Annotated in this window: 19 protein-coding genes; 6 read left to right on the plus strand and 13 right to left on the minus strand. The window is 73.4% G+C overall.

Translation table 11 applies throughout. The features are described 5' to 3' along the window. Nucleotides 1-713 precede the first annotated feature (713 nt). Together ABT015_RS36755 and ABT015_RS36760 are read right to left on the minus strand one after the other, a co-directional pair. Nucleotides 714-2321 carry a flavin-containing monooxygenase gene (locus tag ABT015_RS36755; protein WP_350887344.1) on the minus strand — a complete coding sequence of 536 codons (1608 nt, stop codon included), beginning with the start codon at nt 2319-2321 and terminating at the stop codon, nt 714-716. A 17-nt stretch (nt 2322-2338) separates the two neighbouring features. Next, nucleotides 2339-3226: a class I SAM-dependent methyltransferase gene (locus ABT015_RS36760; protein WP_350887346.1), complete on the minus strand. Its 888-nt coding sequence runs from the start codon at nt 3224-3226 to the stop codon at nt 2339-2341. A 969-nt stretch (nt 3227-4195) separates the two neighbouring features. Between ABT015_RS36760 and ABT015_RS36765 the strand changes: the two genes are divergently transcribed. The 3 genes from ABT015_RS36765 to ABT015_RS36775 are packed head-to-tail and all read left to right on the plus strand — an operon-like array spanning nt 4196 to nt 6209. Continuing rightward, nucleotides 4196-4456: a hypothetical protein gene (locus ABT015_RS36765; protein ID WP_350887349.1), complete on the plus strand. Its 261-nt coding sequence runs from the start codon at nt 4196-4198 to the stop codon at nt 4454-4456. A 17-nt stretch (nt 4457-4473) separates the two neighbouring features. After that, entirely contained in the window at nt 4474-5457 is a 984-nt protein-coding gene (locus tag ABT015_RS36770; protein WP_350887352.1) for a 3-oxoacyl-ACP synthase III family protein, read from the plus strand. After that, entirely contained in the window at nt 5454-6209 is a 756-nt protein-coding gene (locus tag ABT015_RS36775; protein WP_350887355.1) for an SDR family oxidoreductase, read from the plus strand. Before ABT015_RS36770 ends, ABT015_RS36775 begins: the two co-directional genes overlap by 4 nt. 149 nt (nt 6210-6358) lie before the next feature. Here the strand turns inward: ABT015_RS36775 and tpx are convergent, their stop codons facing one another. The 6 genes from tpx to ABT015_RS36805 all read right to left on the minus strand — a co-directional run bounded on the left by tpx (nt 6359) and on the right by ABT015_RS36805 (nt 11520). Further along, nucleotides 6359-6859 carry a thiol peroxidase gene (gene tpx / locus ABT015_RS36780; RefSeq protein WP_350887358.1) on the minus strand — a complete coding sequence of 167 codons (501 nt, stop codon included), beginning with the start codon at nt 6857-6859 and terminating at the stop codon, nt 6359-6361. A gap of 279 nt (nt 6860-7138) precedes the next feature. Beyond that, nucleotides 7139-7621, minus strand: coding sequence for a hypothetical protein (locus tag ABT015_RS36785; protein WP_350887361.1), 483 nt, complete (start codon nt 7619-7621; stop codon nt 7139-7141). Nucleotides 7622-7836: 215 nt separating this feature from the next. Continuing rightward, nucleotides 7837-8436: a hypothetical protein gene (locus ABT015_RS36790; protein WP_350887363.1), complete on the minus strand. Its 600-nt coding sequence runs from the start codon at nt 8434-8436 to the stop codon at nt 7837-7839. 65 nt (nt 8437-8501) lie between these two features. Continuing rightward, a complete protein-coding gene (locus ABT015_RS36795; RefSeq protein ID WP_350887366.1) occupies nt 8502-10268 on the minus strand; it encodes an alpha/beta hydrolase in 1767 nt (588 codons plus the stop codon). Continuing rightward, on the minus strand, nt 10268-10666 hold the full coding sequence (locus ABT015_RS36800; RefSeq protein WP_350887369.1) for a WXG100 family type VII secretion target: 399 nt from the start codon (nt 10664-10666) through the stop codon (nt 10268-10270). Before ABT015_RS36800 ends, ABT015_RS36795 begins: the two co-directional genes overlap by 1 nt. A gap of 185 nt (nt 10667-10851) precedes the next feature. After that, nucleotides 10852-11520, minus strand: a complete 669-nt coding sequence (locus ABT015_RS36805) for a hypothetical protein (RefSeq protein ID WP_350887372.1) — start codon at nt 11518-11520, stop codon at nt 10852-10854. 208 nt (nt 11521-11728) lie between these two features. Between ABT015_RS36805 and ABT015_RS36810 the strand changes: the two genes are divergently transcribed. Both ABT015_RS36810 and ABT015_RS36815 read left to right on the plus strand, forming a co-directional pair. Next, the gene (locus ABT015_RS36810; RefSeq protein WP_350887375.1) at nt 11729-12316 is read left to right on the plus strand and encodes a PadR family transcriptional regulator; all 588 of its coding nucleotides are present in this window, start codon (nt 11729-11731) and stop codon (nt 12314-12316) included. Next, nucleotides 12309-13988 carry an FAD-dependent monooxygenase gene (locus tag ABT015_RS36815; RefSeq protein WP_350887377.1) on the plus strand — a complete coding sequence of 560 codons (1680 nt, stop codon included), beginning with the start codon at nt 12309-12311 and terminating at the stop codon, nt 13986-13988. The genes ABT015_RS36810 and ABT015_RS36815 overlap by 8 nt, the downstream gene beginning before the upstream one ends. 286 nt (nt 13989-14274) lie before the next feature. Here ABT015_RS36815 and ABT015_RS36820 read toward each other — a convergent pair whose 3' ends face one another. Next, entirely contained in the window at nt 14275-15039 is a 765-nt protein-coding gene (locus ABT015_RS36820; RefSeq protein ID WP_350887393.1) for an SDR family oxidoreductase, read from the minus strand. A 187-nt stretch (nt 15040-15226) separates the two neighbouring features. Continuing rightward, the gene (locus ABT015_RS36825; protein WP_350887380.1) at nt 15227-15790 is read right to left on the minus strand and encodes a YbaK/EbsC family protein; all 564 of its coding nucleotides are present in this window, start codon (nt 15788-15790) and stop codon (nt 15227-15229) included. A 118-nt stretch (nt 15791-15908) separates the two neighbouring features. On the opposite strand from ABT015_RS36825, the gene ABT015_RS36830 reads away from it, so the two are divergent. Continuing rightward, nucleotides 15909-16808: a fructosamine kinase family protein gene (locus ABT015_RS36830; RefSeq protein WP_350887383.1), complete on the plus strand. Its 900-nt coding sequence runs from the start codon at nt 15909-15911 to the stop codon at nt 16806-16808. Between the two features lie 23 nt (nt 16809-16831). Here the strand turns inward: ABT015_RS36830 and ABT015_RS36835 are convergent, their stop codons facing one another. Genes ABT015_RS36835 through ABT015_RS36845 form a run of 3 tightly spaced genes read right to left on the minus strand, consistent with a single transcriptional unit; the run spans nt 16832 to nt 18817 of the window. Then, nucleotides 16832-17374, minus strand: a complete 543-nt coding sequence (locus tag ABT015_RS36835; RefSeq protein ID WP_350887385.1) for a cupin domain-containing protein — start codon at nt 17372-17374, stop codon at nt 16832-16834. After that, a complete protein-coding gene (locus ABT015_RS36840) occupies nt 17367-18257 on the minus strand; it encodes an NAD(P)H-binding protein (protein WP_350887387.1) in 891 nt (296 codons plus the stop codon). Before ABT015_RS36840 ends, ABT015_RS36835 begins: the two co-directional genes overlap by 8 nt. Continuing rightward, nucleotides 18254-18817: a PadR family transcriptional regulator gene (locus ABT015_RS36845; protein ID WP_350887390.1), complete on the minus strand. Its 564-nt coding sequence runs from the start codon at nt 18815-18817 to the stop codon at nt 18254-18256. Before ABT015_RS36845 ends, ABT015_RS36840 begins: the two co-directional genes overlap by 4 nt. Nucleotides 18818-19541 lie beyond the last annotated feature (724 nt).

Below are 19541 nucleotides of genomic sequence, written 5' to 3' on the forward strand. Positions count from 1 at the left end.
GGCGGTGATGAGGGCGGTGGCGGCGGTGGTGGTGATCAGGGTGCGCCTGGTGAGGCGGGGGTTGGGCATGCGGGGTTTCCTGTTCGGGTCGTGGGCGGGTGTGATGGGGTGGGTGTTGGGGTGGGTGTTGGGGTGGTGTGTGGTTGTCCGTGGTGTGGGTGTCTGATGGTGTGATGTTCCGGGGCGGCCGGTCGGGGCGGTCGGGGCGGTCGGGTTGGCCGGGTTGGCGGCCTGGTGTTGGTGTGTGAGGGCGGGTGGGCCGGTCCCTGAGGTGGTGAGGGCTGTGCGGGTGTCCGGCTGCCGGTCGTGTGTCTGGTTCCGGTGGGTTGTCCCGGAGTGCGGGCCGGCCGGGCGGCGGGGTCCCTGGGTGGGCGGGGTCCGTGGATGGTGGGGCTGTGCGGGTGTCCGGCTGCCGGTCGTGTCTCTGGTTCCGGTGGGTTGTCCCGGAGTGCGGGCCGGCCGGGCGGCGGGGTCCGTGGGTGGGCGGGTGCCGCCCGGCCGTGTTGGGTGTGCCTGTGTTTCTGTGTTGCCACGTTCTGCCCGGGGCCGTGACGGATCCGGTTGTGCCCGTGTGCCCGTGTGCCTGTGTCCCGTGTGTCCGGCGGGTCTGGCTGTGGGTGGGCCGGGGCCGGGGCCGGGGTTGGGGTTGGTGGGCCGGGGCCGGGGCCGGGGTTGGTGGGTTAGGGGCCGGGGGTGGGGGTCGGGGGTGGGGGTCAGGGGGTGGTGTGGGTGGTGGTGGCGCGTTGGTAGTTGAGGAGGTCGAAGTGGCGGGTCTGGCGGCGGAAGCGGTAGGTGTAGGTGGGCCAGATGGAGGGGTTGTTGCCGTGGTGGTCGGTGTACCAGCTCTGGCAGCCGCCGGTGTTCCAGACGGTGTTCTTGAGGCGGTTGGTGAGGGTCTGGTTGTAGGTGTCCTGGGCTTCGGGGCGGACTTCGACGGAGGTGATGCCGTGGGTGTCGATGGTTTTGAGGGCGTCGATGATGTAGGCGATCTGGGCTTCGATCATGACGGTCTGGGAGGAGTGGCCCAGGGTGGTGTTGGGGCCCAGGAGCATGAAGAGGTTGGGGAAGCCGTGGATGGTGGTGCCGCGGTGGGCTTTCATGCCGTGGGTGTGCCAGGTGTCGCGCAGGGTGGTTCCGTCGCGGCCGTGGATGCGGCGGGCGATGGGGCGGTCGGTGGCGGTGAAGCCGGTGGCGAGGATGATGGTGTCGATGGTGCGGGTGGTGCCGTCGGTGGTGGTGATGTGGGTGGGGCCGATGTTGGTGATGGTGTCGGAGATGATGTCGACGTTGGGTTGTTGGATGGCGGGGTACCAGGTGTTGGAGAAGAGGAGGCGTTTGCAGCCGACGGTGTAGTCGGGGGTCAGGCGTTGGCGGAGGGCGGGGTCGGGGACGGATTTCTTGAGGTGGCCGGCGGCCATGTTCTTCATGCCGGTGGTGCGGGTGGGGCGGGACATGAAGAACGCGACGATCTCGCGGCCGTTCTTGTTGAAGGCGCGGCGGAAGCGCTGGTAGCCGGGTAGGTGGCGCAGCATCCAGGTGTGGCGTGTGGTGTTGGGTTTGTCGGGTTTGTGGGCGACCCAGGGTGGGGTGCGCTGGTAGAGGTCGAGGCGGGCGACCTGGTTCTGGATGGCGGGGACGAACTGGATGGCGGAGGCGCCGGTGCCGATGACGGCGACGTTGCGGCCGGTGAGGTCGTGGTCGTGGCGCCAGCGGGCGGAGTGGAAGAGGGTGCCGGTGAAGGTGGACAGGCCCGGCAGGTCGGGCAGGGCGGGTTCGGAGAGGTAGCCGGTGCCGGTGACGAGGATCTGTGCGGTGTAGTGGCCGTGGGTGGTGTGGATGCGCCAGTGGCGGTGGTCGGTGTCCCAGTGGGCGTCGAGGAGTTCGTGGCCGTAGCGCAGGTGGGGTTCGACGCCGAAGCGGTGGGCGGTGTCCTTGAGGTAGGTGTGGACTTCGCTCTGGGTGGCGAAGGTGGACTTCCACTCCGGGTTGCGGGCGAAGGAGAAGGAGTAGAGGTGGGCCTGGACGTCGCAGGCGCAGCCGGGGTAGGTGTTGTCGCGCCAGGTGCCGCCGAGGTCGGTGGCGCGTTCGAAGACGAGGAAGTCGTCGGTGCCGGTCTGCAGGAGGCGGATCGCGGTGCCCAGGCCGGAGATGCCGGCGCCGATGATGGCGACTTTGAGGTGGCGTACGGCGGTGGTGGCGCCGAGGTGGGTGGCGTCGGCGGGTTCGGGGTGTTCGGCGTCGGCGGGTTCGGGGTGTCCGGGGCCGGTGGGTTCGGGGTGTTCGGGGCCGGAGGGGGTGGGGTGTTCGGCGGTGGTGGTCATGGCCGGGGTGTCCCCTTTCAGGCGCGGCGGGTGAGGGTGACGCGGAAGTTGTTGAAGATGTGGTCTTCGAGGGTGTAGGCGAAGATGTCGAGGTAGCGCTCGAAGCGTTGGACGGTGGTTTCGTCGGCCATGGCGACGGCTTCGTCGCGGCGGGCGGCCAGGAGTTGGAGCCAGGCGCGGCAGGCGCGGGCGAAGGACTCGGGTTCGTTGCGGATCTCGGTGACTTCGAAGAGGCCGTCGAGGCCGGCGGCGAGTTCGGGCAGGCGCGGGATGTGGCAGCCTTCGAACTCTTCGCGCTGGAGGAACTTGAGGTCGTCCAGGAGCTGGCGGCGCAGCGGGGGGTTCTCGACGGTCATGGTGTGCAGGACGAAGCGGGCGCCGGGCTTGAGGAGGGAGTGGACCTGCTTGAAGAAGACGCGGTAGCGCTGGGTGCGCTCCTTGGGGGTGAGGGAGGAGAGTACGAAGTGTTCGAGGGCGTTGATGCAGAACGCGGCGTCGTAGGGCTCGCCTTCGGCTTTGTGGTCCTCCCAGCTCTCGACGCGGGCGTGGATGGCGGGGTTGTCGAGGGCGGTGACGAAGTCGGCCTGGGTGCGGGAGAGGGTGACGCCGACGGCCTGCTGGACGCCGTGGACGGTGGTGAGGCGGTTGAGCATGGTGCCCCAGCCGCAGCCGATGTCCAGGACCTTGGTCTTGCCGGCGGCCTGGGCGAGGTCGGTGAAGACGTCGAGCTTGCGTTCCTGGGCCTCGTCGAGGGTGGCGACGAGGTCCTCGCCGTCTTCCCAGTAGCCGCCGGAGTACATCATGGTGGGGCCGAGGATGAGGCGGTAGAGGTCGTTGCCGACCTCGTAGTGGTGGCGGATCGCGTCGACGTCGGGGTTGATGGAGCGGGTCTCGGCGGTGGTCATGCGGGTGTGCCCCTGTTCTGGTGGCGGATCGGGTGGACTGGAATGGGATCGGCCGGTCCGGTCCGGACCGGGCCCGACTGGGCCGGACTGGACTGGACTGGGCCGGACTAGGCGCAATGCCACTGACTTAAGCGGGCCCCGTAGGGTGCTGACCTGCGAAAACCTGCCCTGGAAGCCGTCAAGGTCACCGGCATTGGGACTAGGCGGGACTGGGCCGGACTGGACTGGACTGGACTGGACTGGGTGGTGCGGGTGTCCGGTGGTGCGCGGCGGCGGCGCGGTGGGCCGGGGCGGCCTTCCTCGCGCGGACGGCCGTGTCGGTGACGGTGGTGGGTCCCGTGCGGTGCGGGCGTTCGCGTGGGTGAGGGCGGTGGGTGTGGGGCGCGGTGCGTTGGGATCGGCCGGGCAGGGCCGGACTGGACTGGGATCGGCGTGGCCCCGGTGTGGTGTGTCCCGGTGCGGTGGCCGGCGGCGTTGTGCGGGTGCGGTGTCTGCGCCGCGGTGCGGGCCGGTGCGTCGCGGTGCTGGCCGGTGCGGTGCTGTCCGGTCCGGTGCGGTGCGGTGTGGTGTGGGTGCGTCGCGGTGCGGGCCGGTGCGGGTCGGTGTGGCGCGTCGCGGTGTGGTGCGTCGCGGTGTGGGGTGGTGGGTGTCGTGCGTGTGGGTGCGGTGTCTCGGGTCAGGTAAGCGTGTGTCTCGCAAGTGGTGCGCAAGCGTGGGTGGGGGGCCGGGGTTGCGGGGCGTTTGCGTGGGGGTGGGTTTCATGCGGTTTCGACAAGACACGCGGCCCCCACGGCCTTCCCGGGTTTTTCCTTGGTGGGGTTTGCGGGTTCCGTTGCGGTGCGTCCTGCGGCCTGTGGGCGGTGGGGGGTGTGGTGGCGGTGTCCGTGGCCTTTTCCGGGGTGTCCGGGTCTGTTCTGCCTCATCACGTGTTGGCGCCTGTTTCGGGCGTCCAGGAAGGAACGATCACTCATGTCCGACATCCCCACCATCGAGGACCTGGCCGCGCAGTTGCAGGCGGTGTCCGGGGCGCAGGAGATCGACGCGGACGCGGCGTTGCAGCACATCGCGGATGTGGATTCGCTGGATCTGATGGAGTGGCTGTACGGGTTCCAGAACCAGTACCCGCACATTCCGGCGGACGAGTCGTTGTTCGCGGACATCGACGACACGACGACGTTGCGGGTGGTGCACGAGCGGATCCTGGCGCTCGTGGCCCAGGCCGGCGTCTGAGCGCGGGGCACTGCTCGATGAGCGGTTTCGACGTCACCGGGTGGGGGATGTCCGTCCCCGAGCGTGTGGTGACCAGTGTGGAGCTGGCGGAGCGTTTCGGTGTGGACGAGCACTGGATCGTCTCCAGGTGCGGGATCCGGGAGCGGCGGGCGGTCGGGGCGGGGCAGAGCACCGCGTCGATGGCGGTGGAGGCCGGGCGCCGGGCGTTGGAGCGGGCGGGGCTGTCGGGTGCGGACATCGCGCATCTGATCGTGGCGACGGCGACGCCGGAGCAGCCCTCGCCGGCGACGTCGGCGTTCGTCCACGACGAGTTGGGGATCGCGGGCAGCGCGCATGACGTGAATTCCGAGTGCGCGGGGTTCGTGTACGCGCTGGTGACGGCGGTGGGTCTGCTGCACATGGATCCGCGGCCGATCCTGGTGATCGGTTCGGACACGCACACGCTGACCGCGAACCCGGCGGACCGGGACCTGTCGATCCTGGTGGGTGACGGGGCCGGTGCGGTGGTCCTGCAGCCCGGTCCGGTGGAGCGGGTGCTGGCGTGGAATCTGGGTGCGGACGGCTCGTGCAAGGACAGTCTGAAGGTCCTGGCGGGGGGTTCGCGGATGCCCACGAGCGAGGAGACGGTGCGCCGGGGTCTGCATTACGCGCAGATCAACGGCAACGAGATCTATCTGAACGCGGTGCGCTACACGGTGCGTACGATCCGCGAGACGCTGGAGCAGGCGAAGCTGACGCCGGCGGACGTGGACCATGTGGTGCCGCACCAGGCGAACATCCGGATCATCAACTCGGTGCTCGCCCATACCGGGATTCCCGCGGACCGTCTGGTGGCGAATCTGGACCGGTACGGCAACACCGCGGCGGCGTCGATTCCGATCGCGTTGGCGGAGGCGTTGGACGCCGGGCGTATCCGGGACGGGGACACGGTGCTGCTGGCCGGGTTCGGTGCCGGGATGACGTGGGGTTCGGTCCTGTTGACGTGGGGAGGGGCGCGGTGAGCGGCAAGGGCGTCTTCGGGCAGCGGCCCGCTTCCCCGGTGGCGTTGGTGACCGGTGCGTCGGGGGGTCTGGGCCGGGAGTTGGCGCTGGCGCTGGACGCGGCGGGGTGCCGGGTCGCGGTGCACTACAACAGTGCCCGCCGGGGTGCGGAGGAGGTGGCGGGCGAGCTGGCCGGCGATCACGTCCTGGTCACCGGGGATGTCGCGGACTATGCGCAGGTCACCGCGATGTACGAGCGGATCACCGAGGCGCTCGGCCCGGTGGACGTGCTCGTCAACAACGGGGCGGTGCGCAAGGACGCGCTGATGGCCATGCAGGATCCGGCGCAGTGGCGGCAGGTGATCGACACGAACCTGGTCGGTTCCTTCCACACCGCGCGGGTGTGTGTGCCGGCGATGCTGCGGGCCCGTTGGGGCAGGGTGGTCAACATCGTCTCGCCGTCCGCGTTGATCGCCACCGCCGGGCAGACCGCCTACGCGGCGTCCAAGGCGGGGCTGATCGGGCTGACCCGCACGCTGGCGGCGGAGTGCGGGCGCCGGGGGGTGACGGTGAACGCGCTGTCGCCCGGGTTCATGATCACGGGGATGACGGACACCCTGCCCGAGCACGTGGTCGCCGGGATGCGGGAGAAGGTGCCGGTGCCGCGGTTCGTCACCCCGCGGGAGGTCGCCCGTTCCATCGGGCTCTTCCTCGACCAGGACTGTATGACCGGGCAGGTCGTCAGTATCGACTCGGGAGCCTCCATCACCTGACCCGCCCCCTTGTTCCCGGGCCTGGCCCGCCCGGCGCCCTTCCCGGCCCGCCCCTCCTTTGGTGAAGACCTGAGGGGGGCGGGCCAGGCGGCGTTGCGCGGGCGGGCCGGGCGGGGTGGTGCGGTGTGGTGTGGTGTGGTGCGGGGGTCCTAGGCGAGGACGGCGAGCGCGGCCTCGTAGTTCGGCTCGTCGGCGATCTCCGCGACCAGTTCGGTGTGCAGGACGGTGTCGTTCTCGTCCAGGACGACGACGGCGCGGGCGGTCAGTCCCGCCAGCGGGCCGTCGGCCAGGGCGACGCCGTAGTTCTCGTGGAAGTCGCGTCCGCGCAGGGTGGACAGGGTGCGGACGCTGTCCAGGCCCTCGGCGCCGCAGAAGCGGGCCTGGGCGAACGGCAGGTCGGCGGAGATGCACAGCACCACGGTGTTGGCCAGCGAGCCGGCCTGGGCGTTGAAGGTGCGTACCGAGGTGGCGCAGGTGGGGGTGTCGATGCTGGGGAAGATGTTGAGGACCTTGCGCTTGCCGGCGAAGTCCTGCAGCGAGGTGTCGGCGAGCCCCTCGCCGACCAGCGTGAACGCCGGGGCCTGGCTGCCGGCCTGGGGCAGCGCGCCGCCGACCTGGACCGGGTTCCCCTTCAGCGTGACCTGAGCCATGAAAAGCCTCCTACCAGCGGTGGAATGTGGTGACAACGCCGCCGATCCTACTGCGCGCGCCCGGTCCCGGATGCCGGGCGGCCGTTCCTTGGACGCGGGAGGGCGTGCGGGTGGCGCCGGCGGGTCTGCAGGCGGGTCTGCCGGTGCCGCTGGCCGGCGGGGCCGGCGGTGGGTCTGGCGGTGGGTCTGTCGGTGCCGCTGGCCGGTGGGTCTGGTGGTGGGTCTGGTGGTGCCGCTGGCCGGCGGGTCTGTGGGTGTGTCTGGCGGCGGGTGTGGTGTTCAGGTGGACCAGAACGGGTCGTCGTGGCGGGGAAGGATGTCCAGGGTGCCGTCGGGCAGGGTCGGTTCGGGCACGTAGGTGCCGAAGGGGTCGCGGTCGCGGATGACGGGGATGGGGCCGACGGTGGCCTGGAAGGTGATGTTCCCGGCGGCGCCGAACAGGACGGCGACGCCGTATCCGGTGGGTGTGGTGGCGAACATGGCGGGCTGGCGGGGGTTGACGGCGGTGATCCGGTAGCCGCGGGCGTGCCAGCCGCGTTCGGTGACGCCCAGCAGTGCCCCGTACTTGGCGGGGGCGACCCTGGTGGTGACGTGCCGTTCGCGGGTGGCGGTGGCGTAGCCCAGGGGGCGGTCCTGGAGGCCGCCGGTGGTCTGTTCGGTGGAGCGCGGCCAGCCGTCCCAGTGGCGCAGCGGGGGGCGGATGGCGGACATCGCCTCGTCGAGGAGCGCGTCGAGGGTGTGGACGGCCTGTTCGGGGGTCATGGCGGGGGCTTTCGGCTGGTGCGGGGTCACGCGGCTGGTGCGGTGTCACGCGGTGGGGGCGGGGCGGGTGCTGGGGGGCGGGTGGGGTGAGGGGTTCGTGCCGGTCCTGGGGCGGGTGGGGGTCGGCGGTGATCAGGCGGACGTGGCCGGGTCTGGGGAGGGCGAGCACGGTGTCGCCCGGGCCGGTGTTCACGCCGAGGGGGATCTGCCGGGGGTCAGGTGGACCAGTAGGGGTCGTCGTAGGCGGGGAGGGTGTCGGGGTCGCCGTTGGCCGGGGTGGGTTCGGGGGTGGGGGTGGCGAAGGGGTCGGTGCCGTGGGGGAGCGGGATGGGTCCCGCGCTCGCGCTGATGTCGATGTTGCCGGCGTAGGGGTGGATGGTGATGCCGACGCTTGCGCCGTCGGGGGTGGTGGCGGCCACGGTGTCGGGGCCGGTGGTGAGGTGGTAGCCCTTGGTCTGCCAGGTGCCGCGTACCGCGTCCAGGAGGGCGCCGTACTTGGCGGGGGCGACCTTGGTCGTGATGGTGCGCTGGCGTGAGGCCCGGGCGTAGCCCAGGGAGTGTTCGTCCAGGCCTTTGGAGTACTGCTCGCGCCAGTCGGGCCGGGCGTCGCGGTAGCGCAGTGCGGGCTGGATGCCGCTGGTCGCTTCCTGGAGCAGGTCGTCGAGTCGGTGCAGGGCCTGTGCGGGCTGCATGAGGGGGCCGGGTGTCGTGCCGGTGTCCGCGCCCCGGTCGCCGGTGGCGGCGCAGCCGGCGGCGGTCAGGGCGAGGGCGAGGGCGGTGCAGGCCGCGGCCAGCGGGGACGCGGGCCGCGACACGGGCCGCGACACGGGCCGGGGGGCGGGTCGGGGTGCGGGGTGGGGTGCGGGGTGGGGGGTGTGGTTCATCGCCGGCCCTGGGTTTTGACGTTGTCGTACCGGCCGGCCACGATCTGGCCGATGTTGTTGACCGATTCCAGGGTTTTGGAGTCCTTCTCGCCGGGGTCGGTCATGTAGTCGGAGTGGGACTGGAAGGAGTTCTCCGGTCCGTCGGCGACGGTGAACCGGTTGGCGCCGAACTCCTGGCTGGCGGGGTCCTGGCCGAACCAGAGCTGGTTGTCGGGGCCGAACCAGTCGTACATCTTGTCGGCGATGTAGCCGCCGCCGAGTATGCCGAGCGGGCCGGCGGGGGCGCCGCTCAGGGCGCCGCCGAGGTCGTTGGAGACGCGGCTTTTGGAGGGCAGGTGGCTGACCGGGTCGTTCTCGGCGTCGCCGACCCACACGTGGTGGGGGTCGATGTGCAGTTGGGAGGCGGTGGTGGCGCCGGTGCCGGGGGAGCCGACCAGGATGATGTCGTCGGCGCCGGTGCCGCCGGGGCGTTGTGCGCCCAGGCCCACGGTGGTGGAGCCGTAGCTGTGGGCGAGGGCGACCAGGTGCGCGGGGGTGCCCTCGTGGGTGGCGCGCAGTGCGGCCATGAACGTGTCGTAGGCGGCGCCGCCCTTGGCGGCGCGGCCGGTGTCCGTGACGTCCAGGGGCCGGGTGTCGCCGTCGGCGAGTTTCTCCAGTCCGGGTGGCGGGTCGTAGCCGAGCCAGACCATGGAGGCGGTCGCGCTGGTGGGGTCGGCGTTGTGTGCGGCGTTCCACACGTTCAGGGCGCGGTCGGCGTCCTTGCCGCCGACGGCGGACAGTGTGGTGCCAAGGCCCGGCACGTAGGCGCTGACGTTCTTCGCGGTGTCGGGGTTGCCGAAGGACAGGATGCCGCGGCCCTGGCCCTGTTCGCCGACGCCCAGCAGGAAGGCGGGCGGGACCATGTTCCGGCGTTCCTGGAGTTTCTGGCGGATCGCGCGGAAGCCGTCCAGTTTCTGCTTGTCGTCGTCCGACGGGTTCGGTTTGTGCTCGTAGGTGTCGATCAGGTGGGCCAGGTTGAGGCGGTTGGCCTGGTCGCGGGCGGTGGCGGGGATGCCGTCGCGCATGCCCAGCAGGTCGGGGTGGGCCTGGATCAGGCGTTGCTGCCCGTCCGGGGTCAGGCCTTTCCACCAGGAGTTGACCTCGGTGGGGGCGGCGCCGGCGGGTGGCCAGCCGGCGGCGCTCAGGCCGGTGGCGAGCTCGTCGGCGGACCTGCGGTCGGCGGCGGCCTGCGTCGGGTCCAGTCCGGTGCCGGTGCGGGCCCGGGCGCTCAGGTCGTCCAGCAGCTTGGCGATCTTCTGGTCGGCGCCGTCGGCCTCGGTGACGGCGTGGCAGATGCGTTCCGCCAGGGCCCTGGCCCGTTGCGGGGTGTCGTAGTCGGGGTCGTGGCGTTCGGCCTGCGAGGGCGCCGGCCAGCTGACCGTGCCGTCCTCGGCGACCGTCAGCCCGGCGCCCTGGGCCTCCTGGAGGGCCTCCTGCAGCTTGGACTGCGCCAGCTGGAAGGCCTCCGAGGCCTGGCGCAGCAGTGCCGAGACCGCGGACATCTCGGTGTGCGCGGCGTCCAGGCGCCCGCTGGTGCGCTGCAGGGAGGCGTTGGCGGCGCCGGCCGCGGTGCCGACCCACGTGCTGTTGAGGACGTGCTTGGTGACCTCGGTGTCCATGGCCTGGACGTGCTGGCCGAACGCGCCGGCCAGGGTGTCGTAGGCGCCGGCGGCGCCGGTCAGGGCGGACAGGTCCGTGTCGCGCAGCTGGGCGAGGGTGACCATCAGTTCACCGCCGGCGCGTAGGGCCGGGCGCCGGGCGGTGGGAGGGCGGCGGCGTTGCCCGTGTCGGTGCCGCGGTAGTTGCCGGCGGTCTGGCTCAGTTTCAGGCTCACGCCGTCCACCTCGGCGGCCAGCTTGTTCAGGCACTCCTCCCACGCCGCCGTGCAGGCGTGCAGCGACGCCCCGGTGCGCCAGCCCGACAGCGCCGCGACCGCCGTGTCGGAGGGCTCGTGGACGTGCTTGAGCTCGCCCGGCATCGCCTCGCCGGTGTCCTTGGCGACCTTCGCCGCCGCGTCCAGGTCCGCCGGGTTCACCCCGAACAGCGGCCCGCCCGCCGGCGGCCCGTACGGCCCGTACGGGCCGGCAAGGCCCGGCCCGTCGGAGCCCGCGTACGCGTTCATGGATCCCGTCCCCCCGCTGGTCGACCTACCGCTGTGCCCGCCCCGGTCCGGCCCCGGTCCCGCTTCGGGGCCCGCGCCCGGTCCCGCCCGGGGGCCCGCGGCCGGGCTCGCGGCCAAGGTCCCGTGCGGGCATGCGAAAGCGCACGCTTGTACGGTTCGCGTCGAAGCATGGCGAAAATAGCAGATCAGCCCGCCGGCGCCGACCAGGCCGTGACCCGGCGCCCGCCTGGTGACGGTCCGGCACCCGGGCCCGGGACTGTGGCTGTGGCTGTGGCGGCCGGGCGGTGGTGCGGGCGCGGTCCGCGTCCGCGGTGGCCGGGCGGCTCGGGGGGCGGGGTCCGCCGGCCGGGCCGTGCCGGGGGTGGGCGGGGTCCTCGGTGATCCGCACCTGCCACGGGGCGTCGCGGGGGAAGGCCCGGATCCGTCCCGGGGTGCTGGTGGTGCTCACCGCGGTGCCGTCCAGGGCGGTCGGTGGCCGGGTCGAAGGAGCAGGAGGGCGCGAGCCGCTCCAGGGTGTTCTCGTCGTCGTCGCGGGTCGGCGCGACCCGGCCGATGCCGCCGTGCTCGGACGCCTCGCCCGCGAGGGCGCGGCTGCCGGCGTGGGTGCTGGTGGCGAACGTCGTGTCGACGTCCGTCCAGTCGGTGGGGGTCCACGCGGTGGCCCGCAGCAGTTCCCACCAGCTCCACTGCTGGGCCCGCAGGTCGTGGAGCCGGCCGGAGGGGGAGAACCGCATGAGCCGCATCACCGACAGCGACCCGTCGCCGAACACGATGAAGTCCCCGTGGGGCGCCTGGCGGGCACGCCAGCGCTCATGGACCAGGCCGGCCAGGGGTCGTGCGTCGTTGGAAGCCACGCCCGCCATGATCGCACCCGGCGGCGCCCCGGCCGCGGCCGGGCCCGAACTCCCCCGCGCCGCACGGCCGGTGCGGCACCGCCGTGCGGCGGGCGGACCGGGCCACCCACCCCCTCCACATACTCGGATCCGAGTAGTACGATCCGAGTATCACCGGTCCGGGGCCCGAATCCCGGGTCCCGGGCCCCACGTGCGACCACGGAGCGCCATGACCGCCAAACGACCCGCCAACCCCCTGGCCCTCGCCCTGCTCGGCCTGCTCCTCGAACAGCCCCTGCACCCCCACGCCATGGCCACCACCCTGCGCGAACGCCACCTCGACCAGGCCTTCAAACTGACCACCGGTTCGCTCTACGACACGGTGCGCGCCCTGGCCCGCGACGGCTGGATCGAGGCCACCGACACCGAACAGGTCGGCGCGCGCCCCGCCCGCACCGTCTACCGCCACACCCCCCAGGGCCGCGAGTACTTCACCCAGTGGCTGGACGAACTCATCCGCGAACCCTCCCGCGAATACCCGAGATTCCTGTCCGCCGTCAGCTACCTCGGCGCCCTGGGACCCCACCGCGCCGCCCAGGCCCTGCGCGAACGGGCCGCCGCCCTGCAGACCCGCATCACCGAGAGCGAACACGCCCACCACCGCGCCACCCGTGAACACCACGCCCCCCGACTGTTCGTCATCGAGGCCGAGTACGGCAACGCCATGCTGCGAGCCGAACGCCGGTGGGTGCTGCGCACCGCCGAGGAGATCGAACAGGGCACCCTGGCCTGGCCGGAGGCCGCCCCCGATGCCTGACACCCCCGCACCCGCACCCGTACTCGCCGCCACGCCCGTCCCCGTCCCCGTCGCCGCGCAGGTCCCCGCCGCACGGCGCTTACCCGCCGCCGGGCCCGCCGGAGCCGCCGGAGCCGCCGGGCCCGCCGGGGCCGCGGACGCGGACGTCCTGGTCGTCGGCGCCGGCCCCGCCGGCCTGATGCTGGCCTGCGAACTGGCCCTGGCCCGGGTGCGCACCGTGCTCCTGGAACGCGACCCGTCCCCGCCCGGCTTCTGCCGCGGCTTCAACCTCAACGCCCGCAGCCTGGAACTGCTGGAGCGCCGCGCCCTGTCCGAACGCCTCCTCGCCGAAGGCCCCACCGCGGCGAGCACCGCGTTCACCGCACAGGCCCGCCTCGACCTCGCCGCCATGCGCACCCGCCACCCCTACGTCCTGGGCATCGCGCAGACCAGGGTGGAGGAGATCCTCACCGAACACGCCCACCACCTGGGCGTACGCATCCTGCGCGGCCACCGCCTGAACGCCCTCGACCTCGACGACGACGGCGTCCACGCCCACACCGACACCCCCGACGGCCCCGCACTGCTGCACGCCGCCTGGCTGGCAGGCTGCGACGGCGCCCGCAGCACCGTACGCAAACTCGCCGCCATCGCCTTCCCCGGCACCCCCGCCCGCCGCTTCACCCTGCTCGCGGACGTGGTCCTGGCCGACCCCCGGCAGATCCCCTTCGGCGTGAACACCGGCCCGGGCGGCACCGTGTTCGCCATCCCCAGGCCCGGCTACGTCCGCCTGATCACCGCCGACCCCCACCCGCCCCGGGACCGGCACGAACCCCTCACCCCGCCCCGCTTCCAACAGGCACTCGACCACGCCCTGGGACACCACGTCCCGATCACCCGCACCCACTGGCTGACCCGCTTCGGCGACGCCGCCCGCCTGGCCGAACGGCTGCGCCAGGGCCGGGTACTGCTGGCGGGAGACGCCGCCCACATCCACCCGCCCGCCGGCGCCATCGGCGTCAACGCCGCCATCGACGACGCGATGAACCTCGGCTGGAAACTCGCCCTCGTCGCCCGCGGACAAGCCCCCGAAACCCTCCTGGACACCTACCACGGCGAACGCCACGCGGCCGGCGCCAGACTGCTGCGCAACACCCGCGCCCAGGCACTGCTCGCCGGCGACGACGAGGAACTCGCGCCCGTGCGCGACCTGCTCGCCGACCTCGCACAGGCCAAGGACACGGCCGGCCCCCTCGCCGAGGAGATCACCGGCATCGCCACCCGCTACCCGGCCCCCCACGGCAGCGGCCACCCCTGGGAAGGCGCGATGGTCCCGGACATCCCCCTCCAGCACGACACCCTCCACGACGCCACCCTCCAACACGGCGCCCTGATACCGCTGCTGGCCCGCACCGGCGCCGGCGCCCTGCTCCTGGAGGACACCACCGCCACCGACGCGCTGCGCACGGCGGCCGCCCCCTGGACGGACCGGGTGAGCACGGCGACGGTGCGCCCCGCAGCCCTGCCCGGCACGTCCGCGGTCCTGGTGCGCCCGGACGGCCACGCCGCCTGGACCGCACCACCCACCCAGGCGCCCCAAAGCGCCGCCGAACAACTGCGCGCGGCCCTGCACCTGTGGTTCGGGCCGCCGGCGGCGCCGGGGCCGGGGCGGGGGGCGTCCGGCCTCCCGTAACGGGGCCCCGGGTGCCGCGCGGGGTCCGGGTGCTCCGGCGCTCCGGCCGGGTGCCGCCGGTGTGCCGCCGGGTGAATCGGCGGTGGTGCGCGAGGCGTTGGCGGCGCCCGCGGCTCAGGGGTCCGCTGTGCCGCGAGGCCCGTCCCGCCCGCCGTCCCGCCCGCCCGCCGTCCCGCCCGCCCGCCGTCCCGCCCGCCGGGCGGGGCAGCTCCCGCGGCCGCCCGGGGCGGCGGGCCGCCCCGGGCCCGGGTACGGCCTGCGCGCGGTGCGGCCCCCGCTGCGGCCGCTACAGGTTGACGCCGCCGGTGACGTCGATCTTGGTGCCGGTGATCCAGCGGGCGTCGTCGGAGGCGAGGAAGGCGACCGCGTCGGCGATGTCCGGGATCTCGCCGATCCGGCCGAGGGCGGTCAGGGCGAGGTTGCGTTCCAGGTTCGCCGGGTCGGCCAGCACATCGGCGGTCATGTCGGTGCGGGTGAACCCGACGACGACGGAGTTGACGGTGATGTTGCGGGGCCCGAGGTACTTGGCCAGGGTGTGGCCGAACACCTCCAGGGCGCCCTTGGTGAGCGGGTAGCCGATGCCGTGGGCGGAGGCGATACGGGTGGAGACGGAGGAGATGTTGATGATCCGGCCGCCGTCGTGCAGCCGTGGCAGCAGCCGCTGGGTGAGGAAGAACGGCGCCTTGACGTTGACCGCGACCATCTCGTCGAACTCCTCGGGAGTGAGGACCTCGATCGGGCGCCCCATGAGATTGAGCCCGGCGTTGTGGACCAGGATGTCGAGCGCCGCTTCCCCGTGCGCGCGCAGCCCGGCCTCCAGCCCGCCCACGAGGGTGTCCACGTCGCCGGGAACACCCAGTTCGGCGCCCACGGTGAACGCCCGGCCACCGGCTCCGGCGATCGCCGCGACGCACTCCTTCGCCGCCGCCTCGTTGCTGCCGTAGTGCACGGCGACCAGGGCGCCGTCCCGGGCCAGGCGTTCGGCGATGCCCCGCCCGATGCCCCGGCCGGCGCCGGTGACCAGCGCGACCTTCCCGCTGAGGTTTCCCATGTCCACCCTTTCGACCGTGTTCCGCCGAGATCCCGCCGTCCGACCCCCAAAGGTCAGCCTCAGCCGAGTTTGACGTCCACTCAGGTACTGCGGGGTGTGGTGCCCGGCCACGGCCACGCCACGGCCGCGCACGCCTGGGCCCGAGCCCGGGCCCGGGCCGCTCCCGCCGCCGCCGGTCCCGCCGGGCTCAGGCGGCCAGGCCCGGGAGGACCTCGGCGCCGGGCAGCCGGGCCGCCGCCCAGCCGGGGAGGATCAGCTTGCCCCGCCGCCGCCCGCTGCCGATGAGCACGTGATCGGCGGCGGCCACCGCCTCGTCGACCAGCAGCGGCCAGCCGCCCGGCAGGCCGACGGCGGTGATGCCGCCGTACTCCATGCCGGTGGCGGCGACGGCGACGTCCACCGGCGCGAAGGAGGCCTTGCGCGCGCCCAGGTGCCTGCGCACGGCGGTGTTGACGTCCAGACGGGTGTCGGCGCGCACCAGGCAGGCGGCCAGGGTGACGTCGCCGCCGCGTTTGGCGGCGACCACCACGCAGTTCGCGGAGAGCTCCAGCGGCACGTCGTAGGCCTGGCAGAACACCGCGGTGTCCGCCTTGTCGGGGGCGGTGTCCACGTACAGCACGGATCCGGCCCACCGTTGCGCGTCCGCGTTCTTCAACGCGTCGGCGACGGGGGCGGCGAGGTCGTCGCAGACCTCGACCGCCGCGCGGACGAGGGTGAAGTTCCCGAACGGGGCGCGCACGTTCTCGTTCATGAAACGGACTGTACCGCGCACCCCGGCAGACCCGGCACGGTCCCGCCGCGGCCCCCGGGGCGGCGAAAACCGGCGCCGGCCCGAGTCGGTGGCGCCGGGCGCGGGAAAGGGGCCCGCCATGGAAGATCCTGCGCAGAACACCGATGAGGCGGCCGCCGGACAGGACGCTCCGCCGCCGCACCTGCTCCCCGGCCCGGCGGCCCACGCGGTGCGCCTGGCCGGCGGCGCCGCGAACACCGTCTGGCTGGTCACCCTGGCCGACGGCCGGCGCGTGGTGGTGAAATCCACCCCGGCACTGGCCCCCGACGTGTACGCGAAAGAGGCCCGGGGCCTGCGGGCCCTGAGCACCCACGGCGCCCTGTCGACCCCCCGCGTCCTGGCCCTGCACCCCGACGGCCTGGTCCTGGAAGCCCTCGAACAGCCGCCCGCGAACGACACCGCGTTCTGGGAACGCGCCGCACACGCGCTCGCCGCCCTGCACGCCACCACCGGACAGCGCTTCGGCTGGACCGAGGACGGCTGGCTCGGCCGCCTGGTCCAGCGCAACCCCTGGACCGAGGACGGACACGAGTTCTTCGCCCGCCACCGCCTGCTGCGCTACCTCGACGAGCCCCTGGCACGCCAGGCACTCGGCCCCCGGGGCCGCGCCGACCTGGAACGGATCTGCGACCGGCTGCCCCGACTCCTGCCCGCCGCACCGCCCGTCCTCACCCACGGCGACCTGTGGCACGGCAACATCCTCGCCCGCCCGGACGCGACCACCGACGCGGCCCCGGCGTTCATCGACCCGGCGGTGTGCTGGACATGGGCGGAGACGGACCTGAGCATGATGTTCTGCACCGGCGCCGTCCCCGCCCGCTTCTTCGACGCCTACCGCGAACACCACCCCCTCACCGACGGCTGGCAGCACCGCATGCGGCTGCTCCACCTGCGCGAACAGCTCAGCTGCGCCGCCCACTTCGGCGCACGCGACGGCCACACCGGCGACCTCCTCGACGTGCTGCGCACCTACCGGTAGCGCGGGCCGCTCGGACGGTGGCCTCAGCGGCGGTCCTGCGGTGCGTCGGGGACCAGTTCCTGGTCGTGGCGGGCCAGGAGGGTCCGCATCGCCTGGCGGTCCGGGCGTCCGTCGGCGGCCAGGGCGGCCGCCGCGATGAAGAACTCCTCGAAGCCGGCCGGGGTCAGCGTCACCAGGATCGTGGCGGGGGTGTCGCCGATCGCGGTGAAGGAGTGCGGGTGGGTGCGCGGGACGTGCAGGAAGGCGCCGGGGCCCGCCTCGGTGGTGTGCTCGTCGCACCGCAGGCGGAACGCGCCGCTGACGACGTAGAACGTCTCGTCGTGGCCGCGGTGCAGGTGCAGGGGCGCGCCCTGGCCGGGTTCGAAGGTGGACTCCAGGACGGCGATCGATCCGCCGCTCTGGGCGCCCGCGAGTTTGACGACGTACGGGCTGCCCGGCACGTGGCGGCGCCCGCCGTGCCCGGGCGCCAGGATGACGGGTTCGCGGTGGACGCCGCCCCGGCCGGGCTGCCCGCCGGGCTGCCCGCCGGGTTCCGTGCCGGGCTGCTCGCGGTGGGTGTCAGCCACGGCCGGGCTCCTCACCTGGCTCCGCGCCGGGTTCCCCGGTGAACTCCGCGCGGTGGCGTTCGGCCCAGGCCCAAAACGGTGTCGCCGCGCGGCCGGTGATCTGCTGGACCGCGGAGGTGACGGTCGCGGCGAACGGTTCGAGCGAGGCGGCGCGCAGCGCCATGACCGCGTCGGCGCTCTCCGGGCGCAGGCCGTGGTCCAGGAGTGCCTGGCGGGCGGTGTGGGGCGGGATCTCGGTGAAGTCCAGCGGGGTGCCCAGGACTTCGGCGAGCGTCGTGGTCATCTCGCCGGGGGTGAGGGCCTGGGGGCCGGTCAGCAGGTGGGCCCGGCCGTCGTGTCCGGGCCGGGTCAGGGCGTGGGCGGCGGCCGCGGCGATGTCGGCGGGGTCGATGACGCAGACCCGGCCGGCGGCGAACGGGGCCCGGACGGTGCGGGTCGCGCGGATCGATCCGGCCCAGGCGAGGGTGTTGGACATGAAGCCCATCGGGCGCAGGAACGTCCATGCCAGGCCGCTGTCTTGGACGGCCTGTTCGCCGGCGCGGTGCCAGCGGGCGACGGGGTCGTCCGCGTCCGGGTCGGCGGCCCGGCCGGAGGACAGTTTGACGACGGCCTCGGCGCCGGCGCGGGCGGCCGCGGTGGCGAGGTTGGCGTCGTGGCGCGGGATGTCGGGGCCGTCGGAGAGCAGGAACACCCTGCGCACGCCCCGCAGGGCGGCGGCCAGGCTGTCCGGCTCGCCGAGGTCGGCGCCGACGACGTCCACGCCGCCCGGCAGGCGGGCCCGGTCGGGGCGGCGGGTGGCGGCGCGCACGGGGGCGCCGAGGGCGGCCAGGTGGCCGACGAGGGCGCGGCCGACGGTGCCGGTCGCGCCGGTCACGAGTATCACGGGGTCCTCCGGGTGTTCGTCGTCAGAGTGTTCGTCGTCAGGGTGTCGAGCAGGTCGTCGTGCCAGGCCAGATCGGCCTTCAGACGGGCGAGGCAGTGCTCGAAGATCCACGGTTCGAGGCCGGTCAGGTCCGGCCGGGCGGCCTCGAGCTGCTCCTCGAACAGGGCCACCTGGTCGGCCACGGCCTGCCGGCGCCCGGCGACGGCCCCGGCGAGGTCCTCGTCCGTGAGGTCCGCGGTGTACTGCAGGGCCAGGTCGACCGGGTCGGGCAGCAGGCGCACCTTGCGCAGGGCGGCGTCACGCAGGGCGGCGAGCTCCCGGCGGCCCTGGTCGGTGATCGCGTAGACGGTCCGCTCGGGCGGGTTGCCGACCTTCTCGCTGCGCACCACCTCGACCAGGCCGTCGTCGGCCATCCGGTGCAGGACGCTGTAGAGCGATCCGGGCTTGACGTCGGTCCACAGCTCGGTGCGGTCGAGCTGGGCCGCCTGGCGGATCTGGTAGCCGTGCATCGGGCCGCCCCGGGCCAGCGCGCTGAGTGCGAAGAGTCTCGAAGTGCTCACAGTAATAGTCGAACACGACTACGGGTCATAGTCAAACGCGATTATGGGCGGCATGGGGCGGGGCAGGGTGCGGGTGTGGCCGGGGCAGGGGAAGTCGGCCGGTCCGACTTCCCACGCCGCCGCGTCCGCCGCTGGGGGCGGGCGCGGCCCGGGGTGAATCGCTCCCGCGGCCCCGTCGCTCCCCGCAAGGGGCCGCCGGTACAACAGAATTGGCCGTCCCGGCTGTCTCCAGCACCTGCGCGGTGAGGTCGTGGCCACCGTAGTGCGGGCGAGGCGGGTCGTCGGGCCGGACGGCGGCGCGGCCTCTTCCGGCGGCTTCCGGCCTTTCTCGTGCCCGCCGTTCTGTTCGGCCTGGTGATCCTGCTGGTCGAGGCGGTGTGGTGGGTGCGCGGGACGCCTCGCTACCGACCGAGCGTCGAGGTCGGCGGGCCGCAGCCGCGCAGCCTCCTGCTCGGTCTCAAGTCCCGGACGCAGGCGCAGGACCGCCGCCGTCGGCGAGCACGGCGGGGGAGCGGTGCCCCGCACCCCCGAGGGGGCGGGAGGCTACCGGTTGCGGCCGGCCGTCGGCCTGGAGTCCCCAAGGACCGCAGGGCGGTGAGGGCGGACTGAAAGCGCGGAAGTCGGCCGGTCGATTCTGCTGGCGAAGTGGTTCGGGGTGGCTGTGGGACAGTAAGTGCCTGCCGGTTGGGGTGGGTTGGCTGTTTGTGGGGGTGGGTTGTGCTGC

This window comes from Kitasatospora sp. NPDC094016, assembly GCF_040304045.1.
Classification (GTDB): domain Bacteria; phylum Actinomycetota; class Actinomycetes; order Streptomycetales; family Streptomycetaceae; genus Kitasatospora.